The following is a 15,445-nucleotide window of genomic DNA, read 5'->3' as shown; positions in this document are numbered from 1 at the left end:
TTAATTGATGTGGTTGATAGTACGTTCAACATCTGTATTTTTTTCAAGGGAAAAAGTATGTACTACGCTTTTTCCTTGCCAATCGCTAATCGAAACTCGAATATCCTTGGCTGCCAGCCGGATAAATTTTTGCTTATCAATAATGGCTGAATATGGCGGGGTGTTATCTTTGGCGACTAATTCATATTCGCCTTGTTGATTGCTAATTTCAGTGGTTACTTCAAACAGTGGTAATGGGCTTGAAACTTGTTCAGCAAGTCGGTAGTCAAAACGTATTACACGCCCTTGAGATTCCGTCCCTAAAAATTCCAGTTCTACTAACTCGGTATTCTCAATGGCTGAATTTGCTTTTAAAACTGTATAGCTAAGAGCTGGCAAGGTAATTAGTATGTCATTGCTATCCATACTAAATTTTCTGCTACCATCTATCCATTGATAGCCGTCACTGCTGGCTTTTAACCTAATAGTTTGCGGCTGATTAGTTGGATTGAAGGCCAGTAAATATTCTGTAGAGTCTTGTTTATCCACTCTGGATATTGCAAAAGCATATTCACTACCTTCGCTTGCGCGGTTAAAGGCGAATCCACGACGCAAAGTAGGGTGATCCATACGCAGTTGTGCTAGTTTTTGCAAAGCGCGATATATTGGGTGGTTTTGATCAAAGTTCTCCGTTGCCGTTGTTGCTTCTGTGCCAAGTAAATCCAATTCATTATAGGCAGCTACTTTTGAAGGAAACATATCTTCTCGTGCGCCAACATCGCCCCCAGTGCCAACAAAGCCTTGTTCATCACCATAATAGACCACCGGAATGCCACGAGATAAGTACATGAAAGCATGAGAGAGTATATCTCGCTTGAGCTTTTCTTCTGCACTGGCATTAGGCAAACTTTGATTGATAAAAAATCCGGCCCTTCCCATATCGTGATTTCCTAAAAAATTCATTAATAAATCAGATTGACTGTCATTGTCGTTGTAAAAGTCATCATTTTCAAAAAGCTGATAGATTTCTTGAGCCGGCTTATTTCGATAAAATACATTGGCGGTCGCGTCCTGAAATCCAAAGTCGAGGACCGAAGGCATTTTACCCAAAGTTGTATAGCTACTTAGTTCTATAGGATCCGCACTGTATACTTCACCAAAAATATGAAAGTTAGGTATGCCTTGTTGTTTTGCATGGTTTAAAATTGCCGGACTAAACGAAGACCAAAACACCATATCCACGTGTTTTACGGTGTCAATTCGAAAACCATCAGGTTTGAATTCGCTAATAATGTTTTTATAAATTTCGATCATACCGGCAATCACTTGTGGATCTTTTGTATTTAAGTCGTCAAGCCCTGCAAAGTCACCGTTAATTGCGCTCTCGCCTTGCCATATACTATCACCTTGATTGTTATAGTATTTAGGGTCATTCAGCCACGCGGGAACTTTCACATTTTCGTTGCCTGCAGGCACAAATGCTGTGTACTTGTCGCCACTTTCTAATTGCGCTTTGGATTTATAAGGGCAGGTCCTTTCGTCTATAAAACTGCCGTCTGAGTTATGACACTCTTGATAACTGATAACATCCGCAGTGTGATTAGTAATGATGTCGAAAAATATTTTGATACCCTTATCATGAGCAGCGCTTATTAAATCCTTAAGGTCTTGGTTGCTGCCAAAATGCGGGTCGATTTGGGTAAAGTCGAGAATCCAGTAACCGTGATGAGCATAACCATCGGATTGAATTGCTTTGTTGCGTAAAATCGGTGTCATCCAGATTGCACTGATCCCGAGTTCCTTCAGGTAATCTAATTTTTGCTCTAATCCTTTGATATCACCGCCATGAAATCCTTTAATGTCATCAATACTATATCCACCTTGGGAGATTGGAATGGATTTTGAACCCATATCGTTATCGGGATTGCCATTGTAAAAACGGTCAGGCATAACGAAGTAAAAAATATCGTCGCGCACATCTCGATTTAAATAGTCGTCGTAAATATCAGGGAAAGATAAAGTTATTGGATCTGATATGACTTTTTGCGTACCTGATGAGGGCAGCTCTTGCTTGGAACAAGCAAATAAAAGAGAGCAGCTGAATATCAGAGTAAGTAGGGTATTTAGGTATTTCATAATGGGCTCTCTTTAAGGTTAAGGTAATTCACAACCACGGGCTGTTACAAACAGTGAATACCAATGTTCCCTTGTTAGTTCAAATTGTGACGCTTGGCTACAGGCTTGAATTCTCAGTGGATTGGTTGTGCCGATAATGGGTTGGATTTTCGCTGGGTGGCGCATTAAAAAAGCCAACAAAATCGCCTCTGCAGAGGTTTGGTAATCTGCTGCTAGTTTACTGACTAAATCTGCGGTCTGCTGAATATGATGTGGTTGATTTGTTAAACTCTTGCCAGACAAGGTGCCTTGGCAAAGGCTTCCCCAGGCTTGTACTTGAACATTGTTGAGTTGGCAATATTCCATAGTACCGCTAGGAAAGGATAGGTATTTTGCCTGAGGATGGTTAGCCAGCACAACATCCTCTAAGAAATCTAAATGGGTTAGATTCAATTCAATTTGGTTGGCAACCAAAGGCATGTCTAACGCCGATTGCAATAGTTTCATTTGATGGGAATTTTGATTGGATACACCAAATTGTTTTACTTTGCCACTGGCTTTGAGTATCGAAAATGCCTCGGCGACTTCATCGGCTTGCATCAATGGATCTGGGCGGTGCAGCAGGAAAATATCAATATATTCAGTATTGAGTCGGTTGAGGATCCCGTCTACAGATTTTAAAATGTAGTGTTTTGAAAAGTCGAATCGTTTTGGGCCTTTTTCATCTTCAAAAACAATTCCACATTTAGATTGCAGTAGGATATTTTCGCGTAATTCAGGGCGTGCTTTTAATACTTCACCAAAAACCTGTTCTGCTTTTCCCATGGTGTAAATATCAGCATGATCAAAACTGTTAATTCCACAATCTAATGCCGCGTCAACCGCAGTATGTGCCTGTGTAACATGTTTAGATTCAAATGGAGCTGTGCCCCAAGATCCACCTAATCCCATACAGCCTAGGGATATCTGACTCATGCTTGGAAAATACGAATTCAACGGTATTTGTTTCATGCCAACGTCTTTTAAAATGAAATAATTCAGTCATTCTAATCAGTTTACAAAAAGATTACATTGAATACGTATGCGTTAGGTCAATTCACACTCGTCGGTGAATTGACCACTCATTTTATAAGCGCTGCAATGAAATTCAGCTATTTATCAGCGTGAACCTAAGTAAGCTGAAAATGGCTATTCTAATGGTATTCCAAATCTCTTACTTTTCCCCAGAACACACGGTATGAGAACAAGGTGTAAGCAAAAATACAGGGAATAACAATAAGTGCGCCATACAAAATAACCCGTAGAGACTCAGGTGCACTTGCTGCTTGCCAGATATTCAATTCGCCTGGCACCACAAAAGGATAAAAACTAAATGCTAAGCCGACAAAACTGAAGGTGAAAATGGCTGTACAGAGTACAAAGGGTAACCAGCAACCAGCGTCATCTTCTAACGGTAATCTTTGCAGCGTGAAATACCCAATCACAAAAAAGGCAAAACATAATATTGGTACCAACGCGATAAAATAGGCTAGCGGAGGTTGCGTCCAGCGTTCGAACACAAAGGGATTAATTAACGGGTTGATAATACACACAGCAAGGATCCCCACTAAACATACTTTCCCAGCATTCTTTGCCCATTTTACCGATCTAATTTGTAACTCGTCTTCCGTTTTCATGATTAGCCAGCACGCGCCAATGAGCGCATACGCCATTGCTACACCTGCGGCACTGAGTAAACTGAAGCCAACGGCTTCTATACTGGTTTCAAATCCCATCACAAACATGCCCAACATATAACCTTGAGAAGCGGCCGCAATGAAAGATCCTAATTTAAATAGCTTGTCCCAACGGTCTTTTTTATGAGCGATTACCTTGGCTCTAAAATCAAAGGACACTCCACGAATAATTAACCCAATCAATAACATGGCGGTAGGCAAATAAAGTGCTTTCAAAATAATACTGTGGGCACTAGGAAAAGCGACTAACATCAACCCGACTGCTAACACTAACCAAGTTTCATTCGCATCCCAAAATGGGCCAATTGAGGCGATCATTTTGTCTCTTTGTTGTTGATTGTCCATAGGTAAAAGCAAACCAACGCCGAGATCGTAACCGTCGAGAATCGCATAAACTAGTACTGAGAACGCCATTAAACCGGCAAAAATAATAGGTAAATCGTGGTCTAAGAACATTAGTTGGCCTCCGCAGTCGCTGTGGTGCGAGCTGGTGTGTACTCAGCCGCATCGTATTCTTCAATTTCTACTGACTTTCTTGCCATGTAAAACAAAGTTTTTATGTATGCAAACAGTAAGAAAGCATACAGCGTCAAATACATCGCCAAGCTGACCCCAACGTTTTCTGGCGCAATATCAGTTACCGCATCCGCCGTGGTTAATATGCCGCTTACTAAATAAGGTTGGCGACCTATTTCGGTAACGTACCATCCCGCTAAAGTTGCAACCCAACCTGAAAATGTCATCCCAATGAAGAATTTCAGCATCCATGGTGAAAGTGACTTTTTCCGCCATAAGTAGAAGCTCGCTAACCAACTACTGAATAGCATGAGCATTCCTAGTCCAACCATGATTCTAAAGCCATAGAACACCGGCTTAACGGGGGGATGTTTGCCTTCAAATTCGTTTAGACCTCTAATTTGTCCGTCTGGATCATGGGTTAAGATAACGCTGGCCATCTTTGGAATGGCGATTTCTAAATGGTTAGTGCGCTGCTCTTCATCAGGGACAGCAAATAACAGTAGTGGTGCGCCATTTGTTGTTTCCCAAACGCCTTCCATTGCTGCAACTTTTTGAGGCTGATGCTCAAACGTATTAAGCCCATGCATGTCACCCATAATCACTTGTAATGGTGTGAGTATTGCGGCTAGGAAGATAGCCGTTTTTAAAGCTAAATTAGGGGCTTTTTTGTTATCGCCTCGAAGGATTCGGTAGGCTGAAATTCCGGCAATTAAAAAACAAATGGTTAACCCTGATGCTAATAGCATGTGCCCTAATCGATATGGAAATGATGGATTAAAAATAATCTCAAACCAGTCAACCGCATAAGCTACGCCATCGCGCATCTCAAAACCTGTTGGGGTATGCATCCACGAGTTAAGGGCTAAAATCCAAAACGCTGAAAGTGAGGTTCCTATTGCAACTATAAAGGTAGATAAAGTATGGAGCCAAGGCGGCACGCGGTTAATACCAAATAACATCACGCCTAAGAAGGTTGCCTCTAAGAAAAACGCAGTCATTATTTCGTAGGCCAAGAGTGGCCCCGCAATATTGCCCACCGTAGCCATGAAACCTGGCCAGTTGGTGCCAAATTGAAATGACATTGTAATGCCACTCACCACACCCATTGCAAACGTGAGGGCGAATACCTTTACCCAAAAACGGTAGATTCGCATCCACACTGGATGTTTACTAATGTGAAAACGAACGCGGAAATAGAAAAGCATCCAGCACATAGCAATGCTTATGGCTGGAAATAAGATATGAAAACTAATGTTAGCTGCAAATTGAATGCGAGAAAGTAGCATTACATCTGCCATTGAAACCCCCTAGCGGCGCTGATTTTAGCCGTTGTTTATTTAAATTTAAAACTCGATGAATTTAACCCTGCTTACGGCGATAATCTGCTTTTTGCATGTTTGATTTAACTGCTTTTTAGGAACTTATCCTTCATATCTAAGACCTTTCCGACGCCTGAACCTAACTTCATTAAGGTTGCCATTTTTTCAGGACTCAGACGTTGCAGTTCTTCACTCCACTGTGTGACGTTTTCTAATAAGTCATGGATCTCTTGTAACTGTCGTTGCGCATATTCTTCTTGTTGATTTGCCGGTGTAACCAAAAGAGTATCTCGAAGCACGCTCATAGTGGGTTCAATTTCCCGTTTTCGACGCTCTTCAAATACTTTATTGGCCATATCCCAAATGCTGCCTAAAGATTTAAAATAGTCTTTTCTATCTCCGGGAACATGATGCATTTGCACTAGTCGCCACGACTGTAATTCTTTCAATCCCATACTGACGTTACCGCGAGAAACATTCAGGGCCTCTGCAATATCATTTGCGCTTAAAGGCTCTTCACTTATTACTAAAAGCGCATACATTTGACCAACAGTTCGATTAAAACCCCATCGACTACCCATTTCACCGAAATGCATAACGAAGGTTTCTATCATGGGTGTCATTTTCATAATCAAGACTCTTTTCTGAAGTTTCAGTAATTTCTGAAAATTATAAACACTAATTGATGCAGATCAAATATTATTTTATTTATTTGTGTTTGCTATTGGCGGAATGGTTAAGAGTTTCGGTGAGGATTTTTGTATGAAATATGCTTTTTGTATTGAGCGAAGAATAATATTTAAACCAAATTAGCAGCGTTTATTGCGATTAGATCCCTACTTAATCGCCAATAAAGGGTGTCTTTTTGGATGTTTTTTTCAACACATTTTAGCCGTTAGAAAGCGAACTGGCGATGGAGGTAGCTAATTGATATTCATAAAAATTTTATACTTTTTCATTTTTTGTTAATCCACTTCTTAAACAAAATAATTTTCTAAATAAAATATTTTTTTGAAATTTTAACGAAAGGCTAATGGTCTTTAACTTACATAATGGACTACATTGTTCAAAAAGTAGCCCGTTTTTCACAACTAAATATTTTGAGGATACGATTTATGAAACATAACAATTCGATTAAAACTGCTTTACTTATTGGTGCCACTCTTGCCGCTTCTCAAGTCGCCGTTGCTAAACCAAATGATCAATTATCATTAGCAGATGCGACACCTGAAAAAGTGAAAGTCGCTTTCCAAGAATGGAAAGATGGCAATAGACTACGTGGACGTAAAGACAAGTGTTATGGGATTGCTTTAGCCGGTGAGAACGATTGTAAAGCTGGCGCTGGCACAAGTTGTGAAGGGACTTCTACCGTTGATTTCCAAAAAAATGCATGGACTTATGCACCTAAAGGTTCATGTGAATACATAATCACACCAAATGGTGCTGGTTCTAAAGACCCAATTGCTTAAGCGTTTCATTTCCGAATGATAAAGCTAACTGAATTGCCCGCAGATGCGGGCATTTGTTTAAAACCAGAACATTTTGACGCTATACCAAGTAAGGTTGATGGTCATTTATGGTTCGAAGTTCATGCAGAAAACTACCTGATGCAGGGTGGTCCTAGACTTGCAAAATTACAGGAAGTTGCACAGCGATTTCCGTTAAGCATTCATGGTGTTGGGGCTTCGCTTGGTGGACCAAACCCACTTAATCCCGAGCATCTCAAGCGATTGGCTCGTTTAGTCAATTCGGTTCCTACCGCAGCTTTTTCTGAACATATAGCTTGGTCAGGTGCTGACGGAAATTATATGGGCAATTTAATGCCTACACCAATTACCACTCAATCCCTTCTTCGTACTGCCGAGAATATTGACCAGTTACAAAATGCAATTCAACGGCCCATACTGATAGAGAATCCTGCTAATTATCTCAACTTTAAATCTGACATGTCCGAAGCGGAATTTATGATGTCTTTGGTGAATAAGACTGGCTGCGGTATTTTGCTGGATGTTAACAATTTATTTATAAGCGCGAACAACACTGGGATTGACCCACAGCAATACATTGGCAATCTTGAAGCTACAGCTATCGGTGAGATTCATGTGGCTGGTCATTCGGTTGACCCTATCGAGAAAGATTTGTTAATTGACTCTCATGATAGTGATGTGTCGAATGCGGTTTGGGCACTTTTAAATGATGCTTTAAGTCACATTGGTCCTTGTCCTGTGCTGATAGAGCGAGATGCAAATTTACCGCCGTTTGCTGAACTGCTGGCAGAACGCAATATTGCACGAGAGCTAATCCAAAGTAGTAAAGTTGTTAGCTATGAGTGATTTTCATTTCGCCTTAATGGGCTATGTACAAACTGGAGACATACAAGATGTCACCGAACATCTTGATGATGGACAAAATAAACGTCGCTTGGCGGTATATCGGAACACCTTTATTAGTAGTTGTATTGATGCGTTGCAACGCAAGTACCCAAGTGCTGAGAAGTTATTAGGTGAGGACTTCTTTAAAACCTTAACTCGACAATTCTGTTTAACTAACCCGCCCACATCACCTGTTTTGGCAGAATATGGTGAAATTTTTCCTGAGTATTTAAACGATTTTTTGCAACATAATCATCCTGAACTTAGGTATTTATGGGATATATGTAAATTGGATCGAGCTTGGCATCATGCCTATTTTGCCGATGATAAACCTTCTCTTGGTCAAGATGAAATTGAATCCCTAATTGAAGATATCGAATCGAAATCACTGTCTTTGCACCCCAGCGTGCAGTTAATCAAAAATGATTGGTCGGTATCGTCTTTATGGGCACAGTTAAGAGTCAGTAACCTAAGCGAACAAGTCGCCATCGAGAATACAACTGAAAACCTTCTATTGTGGCGAGACAATAGCAGCATTTTGCATCGAGTCATTTCTGAATCAGAGAGCCTATTTATTTCTAGTATTTACGCAGGCCGAACTTTAGGTGAAACCGCGGATGTGGCGATGCAAAATGGTGAAATAGACATAAGTGAAATATTTAGTCAGTTACTACTTAATAAATTACTAACATAAGAGAAAAAAAATATGAAAGCCCTAATGAACCTATATGCTGACATCACGGCCAAAGTCAGCTTGTATTTAACCGACATAACATTACTTCTTGCTAGGCTATTAGCAGCAAGTGTGTTTTTTCAATCAGGATTAACAAAGTGGAATGGGTTTCTTAGTTTTAATCCGGATAAATATGATTTATTTTTATATGAATTTTTCTGTCCAGATCCAGTTCGTGAGGGGGCGTTACTGCTGTGTGATCCTAATACGTTAGATTACGTCGAAGGGTCTACTATTGTGTCCTTTATTGAAACACTTGCTGTTTCTGCTGGGGTGGCTGAAATCGTGCTTCCGGTGATGCTCGCTTTTGGCTTTCTGACTCGTGTTGGAGCTGCTGGTTTAATTGGTATGACGTTATTTATTCAATTAGCTGTATTCCCTTCGTGGGATCACTGGTGGAATCCTGCAGTTTGGTGGTTTATTGTATTGTTGGCCGTACTTAGTATGGGGCCAGGAAGGATATCTCTCGATAAATTATTGGGCTTAGAAAAAAGCCGAGCATAATGTATCCCTTGCTAAGTTAGTTAGCCAGAGTTTGGGTTGACTAAAGTATCCTTATATATAGGCGCCTACATCAAAAGTAGTGCGTCTATGCCATTTATTCCACTGCTTCCGATAAAACTCGATATTTAGCACTCATCTTCAATTTATATTTTCCTACGCAGTACATGAGATAAATATTCCTGCTCTGTCCTTAGTCGCTTCGAGCAAGCTTTATTTGCCGCCTTTAGTGCAGCGCAAAGCGCCATCTATTAATAATCAATTAAACTAACTCATGAATTACAGTCATGTATTAATGAAATAATATCATTTTTATTCATGAGTTGAACCGCGTATAAAACCCACTCTGCTTCGACTTTAGATTTTTACTTTACACATATTGCCGTTGATTCTTGATAGTCCGTTAGGCCCAAACCCTGAGGCTGTGAAAGCGATGGCCGACAAGGAAGGCCGCAAAATAAAGTTGCAAAGTCTAAAACAAGCTAACAATAAATTTAGGTTTTATCTCAGATAAATTGGATACAAATCACGATGACTAAAGATTTTATATTTACTATTAACAAGGTTGCGTTTGATGAAAATTATCATCCCTCAGACAACACTCGTATCACGACCAATTTTGCTAATTTAGCAAGAGGACAGAGCCGTCAAAAGAACTTACGCAACGCTTTAAATATGATTGACAATAGTTTTAATGGCATGGCCTGTTGGGATAATCCCAATGGAGATCGTTATTCGGTAGAACTTGATATCATCACCGTTGATATTGACATTGAAGGCAGTGGTCGTAGCTTCCCATCGATTGAAATTTTAAAAACCAATATTGTTGACCACAACACCAACAAACGCATAGAAGGCATTGTCGGCAATAACTTTTCCTCTTATCTGCGAGATTATGATTTCAGCGTATTGTTGTTAGAGCATAACAAGAATCAACCGAAATTTAGCATTCCCGATAATTTTGGCGACCTCCACGGGAAACTGTTTAAATCTTTTATTAATTCAGATGCCTATAAACAGCACTTCAAAAAACTCCCAGTTATCTGTCTCAGTGTTTCGGATAACAAAACCTATCACCGGACTGAAAATCAACATCCGATATTAGGTGTTGAATACCAGCCAAATGATTCATCGTTGACGGAACTATATTTCAAAAAAATGGGATTACAGGTTCGTTATTTTATGCCGCCCAATAGTGTCGCGCCTTTGGCTTTTTATTGTTGCGGTGATTTGCTTAATGATTACACAGCGCTTGAGTTGATAAGTACCATCAGCACCATGGAAACATTTCAAAAGATCTATCGACCTGAAATCTATAACGCCAATGCAGTTGCGGGAAAATGCTATCAACCAAATTTGCAAAATCAGGATCATTCACTGACTCAAATCGTGTATGACCGCGAAGAACGCAGCCAGTTGGCTAATGAGCAAGGAAGATTTGCTGAGGAGCATTTCATTAAACCCTACCAAAGAGTCCTTGAGCAGTGGTCTGCTAATTACGCTTAACATTTAACTCCAATATAAGACTTTATTTATTATGAAAACACTATTACCTACATCAACTGCCGGCAGTTTACCTAAACCCTCTTGGCTTGCGCAGCCTGAGACACTTTGGTCACCTTGGAAATTACAAGATGAAGCGCTAATTGAGGGGAAACGAGACGCTTTACGCTTGTCATTACAAGATCAACAGCAAGCAGGAATTGATATTGTCAGTGACGGTGAGCAAACCCGTCAGCATTTTGTGACAACTTTCATTGAACACCTTGATGGTGTCGATTTTGAAAAACGTAAAACCGTTAAAATTCGTGATCGTTATGATGCCAGTGTACCCACTGTCGTTGGTGCTGTTGCTCGTCAAAAGCCAGTTTTTGTTGAAGACGCCAAATTTTTACGTCAGCAAACCAATCAACCGATTAAATGGGCCCTACCAGGTCCTATGACGATGATAGATACCCTGTATGATAACCATTACAAAAGCCGTGAGAAATTAGCTTGGGAATTCGCCAAAATTCTCAATCAAGAAGCCAAAGAATTAGAAGCAGCTGGTGTTGATATTATTCAATTTGACGAGCCTGCATTTAATGTGTTTTTTGATGAGGTAAACGATTGGGGAATTGCTGCTTTGGAAAGGGCAATCGAAGGGCTTAAATGTCAAACTGCTGTACATATTTGTTATGGTTATGGCATAAAAGCTAATACAGATTGGAAAAAGACGTTGGGCTCTGAGTGGCGACAATATGAAAAAGCCTTTCCCAAATTGCAAACATCTAATATCGATATTGTTTCACTGGAATGTCAAAACTCTCGTGTTCCTATGGACCTGATTGAACTTCTTAGAGGTAAAAACGTGATGGTAGGGGCGATTGATGTCGCAACCAATAAAATAGAGACAGCAGAGGAAGTGGCTAGTACCTTAAGAAAAGCCCTAGAGTTTGTCGATGCTGACAAGCTCTATCCTTCAACCAACTGTGGCATGGCTCCTTTATCACAACAAGTGGCACGAGCTAAACTTGCTGCTTTGAGTGCAGGGGCAGAAATACTGCGAACAGAACTCTCTAGTTAAGAGAGTTCGACTTAACAATATTTACCTATAAGTTCGCAACCTAATTTTAATTGAGTGTTAAAAACAAAAAGGCAGTGAACCTAAAATATATGAATATCATTAAGTATTTAGTTTGTTTGCAAGTTTTCTTGGCAACAGAGGTTTTAAGTGGGGAGACATCGTTATTTTTAGATAATGGTGAATATCAAATCCCCGCTATTTACTCCGCTCCATCTGGTATGGACAAATATCCCGCGATAATTTTACTCCACGGTACTGCATCGAATAAAAATGAAGTAGGTGATTTATATGCGATATTAGCCAAAAGGCTAAGAGACAATAATATCGCATCGATTAGAATTGATTTTGCGGGTACTGGCGATAGTGAAGTGGACTATAGTCAATACACATTAGCCAGTGCAGTGCGTGATGCAGATATGGCAAGGGGGTTTTTAATCGAACAGCCGCAAATTCTAGCCGATTCTCTGGCGGTACTGGGATTTAGTCAAGGCGGGTTGATTGCGCAATTGTTGGTGATAGAGCATCCCGAACTCGCTGCACTGGTAACTTGGTCATCGGTTGCGGGCGATGGTGGTGAACCGTTTTCAAGCCAGTTTGGGCAGTATTATGCTGAAGCTAAAAATAACGGCGTGGCTGAATTAACATTCGAGTGGCGCGCACCGTTAAATTTAAGTGTGCAATGGTTTGAGCAGGTTAAAAAACAGAAGTCATTAACTGAGCTGGCGAATTATCCTGGTGCAGTTTTAGCCATTGCTGGTGGTGCAGATACTATTGTTGACCCTATATCTTCGCTTAGATTGATACAGGCAGCAGGCTCTGAGGATGCTCAAGCGGTAGTATTGAAAGGGGCGGATCATGTATTTAATGTTCTCGACCCAACGGCAACAGAAGACGAGGTTTTACTTAAAATTACTTTGCAATGGTTACTGGAAAAGTTACATTAAATTCACACTTAACCTTTGATTAGGTGCATTTTAACTAAAATAGACTGAGTGAATTTAACCGTTGGAAAATATAAGTATACGAAAAGCGATAATAGGCGACCTTGAAAAGTTAATAGAATTAGAGCAAAAGTTGATTGCGGCCGAACGTCCCTTTAACTCGATTTTAAAAGCAAAAGATGCAACTTATTACGATATTGAAAATTTAATAACCAGCCCATCGTCATATTTGGCGGTAGCTGAATTCGAGGGCGAGATAATAGCCACGGGTTATGCGCAAATTCGAGAGTCGAAACGAGCCCATAAACACGATCATCATGTTTATTTAGGCTTTATGTTTGTAGCTCAAGAGTATCGTGGTCAGGGGATTAATAAACGAATTATGCAAACATTAATTGCTTGGGGCAGGGAACAAAATTTGGATGATTTTTATCTGGATGTTTACGCCACTAATGAATCAGCGATCAAAGCTTATCGAAAAGCGGGGTTTGCTGAATCCACTTTTGAAATGAAACTAAACTTTTAGATAAACGCTACCTTTTGAATTAAATTTTTAATCAATGTAATTGATACAAATAAGCTACTTGTGCGTTAAAACTACTAGATTTAGACATTTTTAGTTAATTAGGTTTGGTATTTATGAAATTTAAGCTCGGTTTTCTTTTAATCATAAGTTTGTTCGTTGCTTCATGCACATCGATTCCTCAGGGAATAGAACCGGTCAAGAATTTTGAGTTGAATAAATATTTAGGGACTTGGTACGAAATCGCTCGTTTTGACCACAGTTTTGAAGAAGGTTTAGAAGCTGTCTCTGCGCAATATTCCCTACTCGAAGATGGTGGTGTCAGTGTTACCAATCGGGGATTTAACCCTGAAGAAGGTGAATGGGAAGAAGCCAAAGGCAAGGCTTATTTTGTTGATGATGAATCAGTAGGACATTTAAAAGTATCTTTTTTCGGTCCTTTTTACTCTAGCTATGTCATATTTTTCCTCGATAGTCGTGATTACCAATATGCCTTGGTAAGCGGACCGAACCGAGAGTATTTATGGATATTGAGTAGAGACAAAAATTTACCAAAATCGGTTGTAGACATGTTAATTACTGAAGCCAGTGCAGCTGGCTATGATACTTCCAAATTAATCTTCGTAGACCATGAACAGTGACTAATAAAAGACATCATTCAAAAAAATTGAAATTATTATTTATGAATGAAGGTCTTAGCTAAAAACAAATCTCTGAATGAGAAGAAAGCGGAAGGAATAACATGCTCGAAAGTCAGCTTGAAGTAGTGCGCCAAGCCAAGCAATTTTTAACTTACACTGATATGACTGAATATCAGCAGATCTTAAAACCTCATCTCTCAGGCAGTGCAGGTATGCACATGCGGCATATTCTCGATCATTATTTGGCGCTAAAAAACGGACTCGCCATAAAATCAATTGATTATGATAAACGAAATAGACATTCGGAATCAGAAAGGTGCCCCAAAGCCGCACTAAAAGAGTGGCAGGAAATCGAATCTTGGTTAGATTCTGTTTGCCAAAAAGATCTTGATGTTAACTTATTAGTTAGCTGTGAAGTCAGTGCAAACAAGGTTGAACAGGTTCAAGTTCAATCCACTTTAGCGCGCGAGTTGGTATTCATCTCAAGTCATGCCATTCATCATTTTTCATTACTTAGTGTGATCCAGTCACTTAGAGGGCAAAGTACCCCAGAAAACTTTGGTGTTGCCCCTGCAACAGTTTCTTTTCAGCGGGAACAGACGCGAAAAACCGCAGTTTCCAATGCTTAATTAAATCTAAAATCCTAGCCTAATGTGTAAAAACCATAGAAATTTTATGGTTTTTATGGATAATATCGCCGCTTAAATTCCATTCCACAAAGGTTTTAACATGTCTATAGAACAAACTCTTCTATCTCGCAGCAATCAAACGTGCGAATTGTGCGGCGCAACTGACTCACTTGTCGTATATGAAGTCCCGCCAGAAGAGGCGCATGCAGATAAATGTATTTTAGTTTGCGGCACATGCCAGTCTCAAATTTCGGGCGAGGCTGAACTGGACATGACTCACTGGCGTTGTCTAAACGACAGCATGTGGAGCCAAGTCCCTGCGGTGCAAATAGTTGCCTGGCGAATGCTTAAAAAGTTATCTTTTGAAGGTTGGGCGCAGGATTTGTTAGACATGTTATATCTGGACGAAGATATGCTTAAGTGGGCAGAGTCTGGTCTTGTTGAGCACAGTGACGAGCCAACATTAGATTGTAACGGTACAGTTCTGCAGGCGGGTGATACCGTTACCCTTGTGAAAGATTTAAATGTGAAAGGCGCTAACTTTACCGCTAAACGAGGTACTGCAGTGCGTGGAATTGGCCTTAGTAGCAATCCAGAACACATCGAAGGCAAAGTCAATGGTCAGCGAATTGTGATCATCAGTGCATATACCAAAAAATCATAATAATAGTTTGGGCTTCAGTCCGAATAGCCGTTCGCTCGTTAGCAGCAGCGATTGCTAAATATCCATGGCTAAAGCCCATACTACGGGTGTATTGTAGTTTGGACTTCAGCCCGAATAGGCGCTAGCATTTCACTCGTTAGCAGCAGCGATTAATAAATATCCATGGGCTAAAGCCTCATGCTACGGGTGTATTGTAGTTTGGGCTTC

Annotated in this window: 16 protein-coding genes; 11 read left to right on the top strand and 5 right to left on the bottom strand. The window is 40.2% G+C overall.

The window, feature by feature from the left end:
* The 5 genes from ABWV72_RS18945 to ABWV72_RS18925 form a co-directional block, all read right to left on the bottom strand.
* Window positions 1-2,115, bottom strand: a complete 2,115-nt coding sequence (locus tag ABWV72_RS18945) for an alpha-amylase family glycosyl hydrolase (RefSeq protein ID WP_342806706.1) — start codon at window positions 2,113-2,115, stop codon at window positions 1-3.
* A gap of 18 nt (window positions 2,116-2,133) precedes the next feature.
* On the bottom strand, window positions 2,134-3,105 hold the full coding sequence (locus ABWV72_RS18940; RefSeq protein WP_353372396.1) for an aldo/keto reductase: 972 nt from the start codon (window positions 3,103-3,105) through the stop codon (window positions 2,134-2,136).
* Between the two features lie 182 nt (window positions 3,106-3,287).
* The gene (gene cydB / locus ABWV72_RS18935; protein WP_216049795.1) at window positions 3,288-4,286 is read right to left on the bottom strand and encodes a cytochrome d ubiquinol oxidase subunit II; all 999 of its coding nucleotides are present in this window, start codon (window positions 4,284-4,286) and stop codon (window positions 3,288-3,290) included.
* Window positions 4,286-5,647 carry a cytochrome ubiquinol oxidase subunit I gene (locus ABWV72_RS18930; protein WP_216049796.1) on the bottom strand — a complete coding sequence of 454 codons (1,362 nt, stop codon included), beginning with the start codon at window positions 5,645-5,647 and terminating at the stop codon, window positions 4,286-4,288. Before ABWV72_RS18930 ends, cydB begins: the two co-directional genes overlap by 1 nt.
* A gap of 104 nt (window positions 5,648-5,751) precedes the next feature.
* Window positions 5,752-6,297 carry a GbsR/MarR family transcriptional regulator gene (locus tag ABWV72_RS18925; protein WP_216049797.1) on the bottom strand — a complete coding sequence of 182 codons (546 nt, stop codon included), beginning with the start codon at window positions 6,295-6,297 and terminating at the stop codon, window positions 5,752-5,754.
* 486 nt (window positions 6,298-6,783) lie between these two features.
* Here ABWV72_RS18925 and ABWV72_RS18920 point away from each other — a divergent pair, with 486 nt between their 5' ends.
* From ABWV72_RS18920 to ABWV72_RS18870, 11 genes are all read left to right on the top strand, one after another.
* Entirely contained in the window at window positions 6,784-7,137 is a 354-nt protein-coding gene (locus ABWV72_RS18920) for a BufA1 family periplasmic bufferin-type metallophore (RefSeq protein WP_216049798.1), read from the top strand.
* Between the two features lie 15 nt (window positions 7,138-7,152).
* A complete protein-coding gene (gene bufB / locus ABWV72_RS18915; RefSeq protein ID WP_353372393.1) occupies window positions 7,153-8,001 on the top strand; it encodes an MNIO family bufferin maturase in 849 nt (282 codons plus the stop codon).
* Window positions 7,994-8,734 (top strand): HvfC/BufC family peptide modification chaperone, encoded by a 741-nt coding sequence (locus tag ABWV72_RS18910; protein ID WP_353372391.1) that lies wholly within the window; start codon window positions 7,994-7,996, stop codon window positions 8,732-8,734. Before bufB ends, ABWV72_RS18910 begins: the two co-directional genes overlap by 8 nt.
* Before the next feature lie 12 nt (window positions 8,735-8,746).
* On the top strand, window positions 8,747-9,277 hold the full coding sequence (locus ABWV72_RS18905) for a DoxX family protein (RefSeq protein ID WP_216049801.1): 531 nt from the start codon (window positions 8,747-8,749) through the stop codon (window positions 9,275-9,277).
* A gap of 528 nt (window positions 9,278-9,805) precedes the next feature.
* Window positions 9,806-10,780: a DUF1852 domain-containing protein gene (locus ABWV72_RS18900; protein WP_216049802.1), complete on the top strand. Its 975-nt coding sequence runs from the start codon at window positions 9,806-9,808 to the stop codon at window positions 10,778-10,780.
* A gap of 31 nt (window positions 10,781-10,811) precedes the next feature.
* On the top strand, window positions 10,812-11,840 hold the full coding sequence (locus tag ABWV72_RS18895; RefSeq protein ID WP_216049803.1) for a methionine synthase: 1,029 nt from the start codon (window positions 10,812-10,814) through the stop codon (window positions 11,838-11,840).
* Window positions 11,841-11,929: 89 nt separating this feature from the next.
* Complete coding sequence (locus ABWV72_RS18890; RefSeq protein ID WP_342806714.1) at window positions 11,930-12,784, top strand: alpha/beta hydrolase family protein; 855 nt, start codon at window positions 11,930-11,932, stop codon at window positions 12,782-12,784.
* Between the two features lie 61 nt (window positions 12,785-12,845).
* Window positions 12,846-13,307 carry a GNAT family N-acetyltransferase gene (locus ABWV72_RS18885; protein WP_252729356.1) on the top strand — a complete coding sequence of 154 codons (462 nt, stop codon included), beginning with the start codon at window positions 12,846-12,848 and terminating at the stop codon, window positions 13,305-13,307.
* 113 nt (window positions 13,308-13,420) lie between these two features.
* Window positions 13,421-13,945, top strand: coding sequence for a lipocalin family protein (locus ABWV72_RS18880; RefSeq protein ID WP_216049805.1), 525 nt, complete (start codon window positions 13,421-13,423; stop codon window positions 13,943-13,945).
* 101 nt (window positions 13,946-14,046) lie between these two features.
* The gene (locus ABWV72_RS18875) at window positions 14,047-14,574 is read left to right on the top strand and encodes a hypothetical protein (protein ID WP_303501281.1); all 528 of its coding nucleotides are present in this window, start codon (window positions 14,047-14,049) and stop codon (window positions 14,572-14,574) included.
* A 100-nt stretch (window positions 14,575-14,674) separates the two neighbouring features.
* Window positions 14,675-15,238 (top strand): PhnA domain-containing protein, encoded by a 564-nt coding sequence (locus ABWV72_RS18870; RefSeq protein ID WP_216049807.1) that lies wholly within the window; start codon window positions 14,675-14,677, stop codon window positions 15,236-15,238.
* Window positions 15,239-15,445 lie beyond the last annotated feature (207 nt).

It is taken from the genome of Aliiglaciecola sp. NS0011-25 (genome assembly GCF_040370605.1).
GTDB lineage: Bacteria > Pseudomonadota > Gammaproteobacteria > Enterobacterales > Alteromonadaceae > Aliiglaciecola > Aliiglaciecola lipolytica_A.
This window is presented reverse-complemented; position numbering and strand designations above follow the sequence as displayed.

Bases quoted from the DNA above. Each gene is read 5' to 3' on its own strand.
- ABWV72_RS18945 (WP_342806706.1), bottom strand. From the start codon at position 2,115: ATGAAATACCTAAATACCCTACTTACTCTGATATTCAGCTGCTCTCTT.
- ABWV72_RS18940 (WP_353372396.1), bottom strand. From the start codon at position 3,105: ATGAAACAAATACCGTTGAATTCGTATTTTCCAAGCATGAGTCAGATA.
- cydB (WP_216049795.1), bottom strand. From the start codon at position 4,286: ATGTTCTTAGACCACGATTTACCTATTATTTTTGCCGGTTTAATGGCG.
- ABWV72_RS18930 (WP_216049796.1), bottom strand. From the start codon at position 5,647: ATGGCAGATGTAATGCTACTTTCTCGCATTCAATTTGCAGCTAACATT.
- ABWV72_RS18925 (WP_216049797.1), bottom strand. From the start codon at position 6,297: ATGAAAATGACACCCATGATAGAAACCTTCGTTATGCATTTCGGTGAA.
- ABWV72_RS18920 (WP_216049798.1), top strand. From the start codon at position 6,784: ATGAAACATAACAATTCGATTAAAACTGCTTTACTTATTGGTGCCACT.
- bufB (WP_353372393.1), top strand. From the start codon at position 7,153: ATGATAAAGCTAACTGAATTGCCCGCAGATGCGGGCATTTGTTTAAAA.
- ABWV72_RS18910 (WP_353372391.1), top strand. From the start codon at position 7,994: ATGAGTGATTTTCATTTCGCCTTAATGGGCTATGTACAAACTGGAGAC.
- ABWV72_RS18905 (WP_216049801.1), top strand. From the start codon at position 8,747: ATGAAAGCCCTAATGAACCTATATGCTGACATCACGGCCAAAGTCAGC.
- ABWV72_RS18900 (WP_216049802.1), top strand. From the start codon at position 9,806: ATGACTAAAGATTTTATATTTACTATTAACAAGGTTGCGTTTGATGAA.
- ABWV72_RS18895 (WP_216049803.1), top strand. From the start codon at position 10,812: ATGAAAACACTATTACCTACATCAACTGCCGGCAGTTTACCTAAACCC.
- ABWV72_RS18890 (WP_342806714.1), top strand. From the start codon at position 11,930: ATGAATATCATTAAGTATTTAGTTTGTTTGCAAGTTTTCTTGGCAACA.
- ABWV72_RS18880 (WP_216049805.1), top strand. From the start codon at position 13,421: ATGAAATTTAAGCTCGGTTTTCTTTTAATCATAAGTTTGTTCGTTGCT.
- ABWV72_RS18875 (WP_303501281.1), top strand. From the start codon at position 14,047: ATGCTCGAAAGTCAGCTTGAAGTAGTGCGCCAAGCCAAGCAATTTTTA.
- ABWV72_RS18870 (WP_216049807.1), top strand. From the start codon at position 14,675: ATGTCTATAGAACAAACTCTTCTATCTCGCAGCAATCAAACGTGCGAA.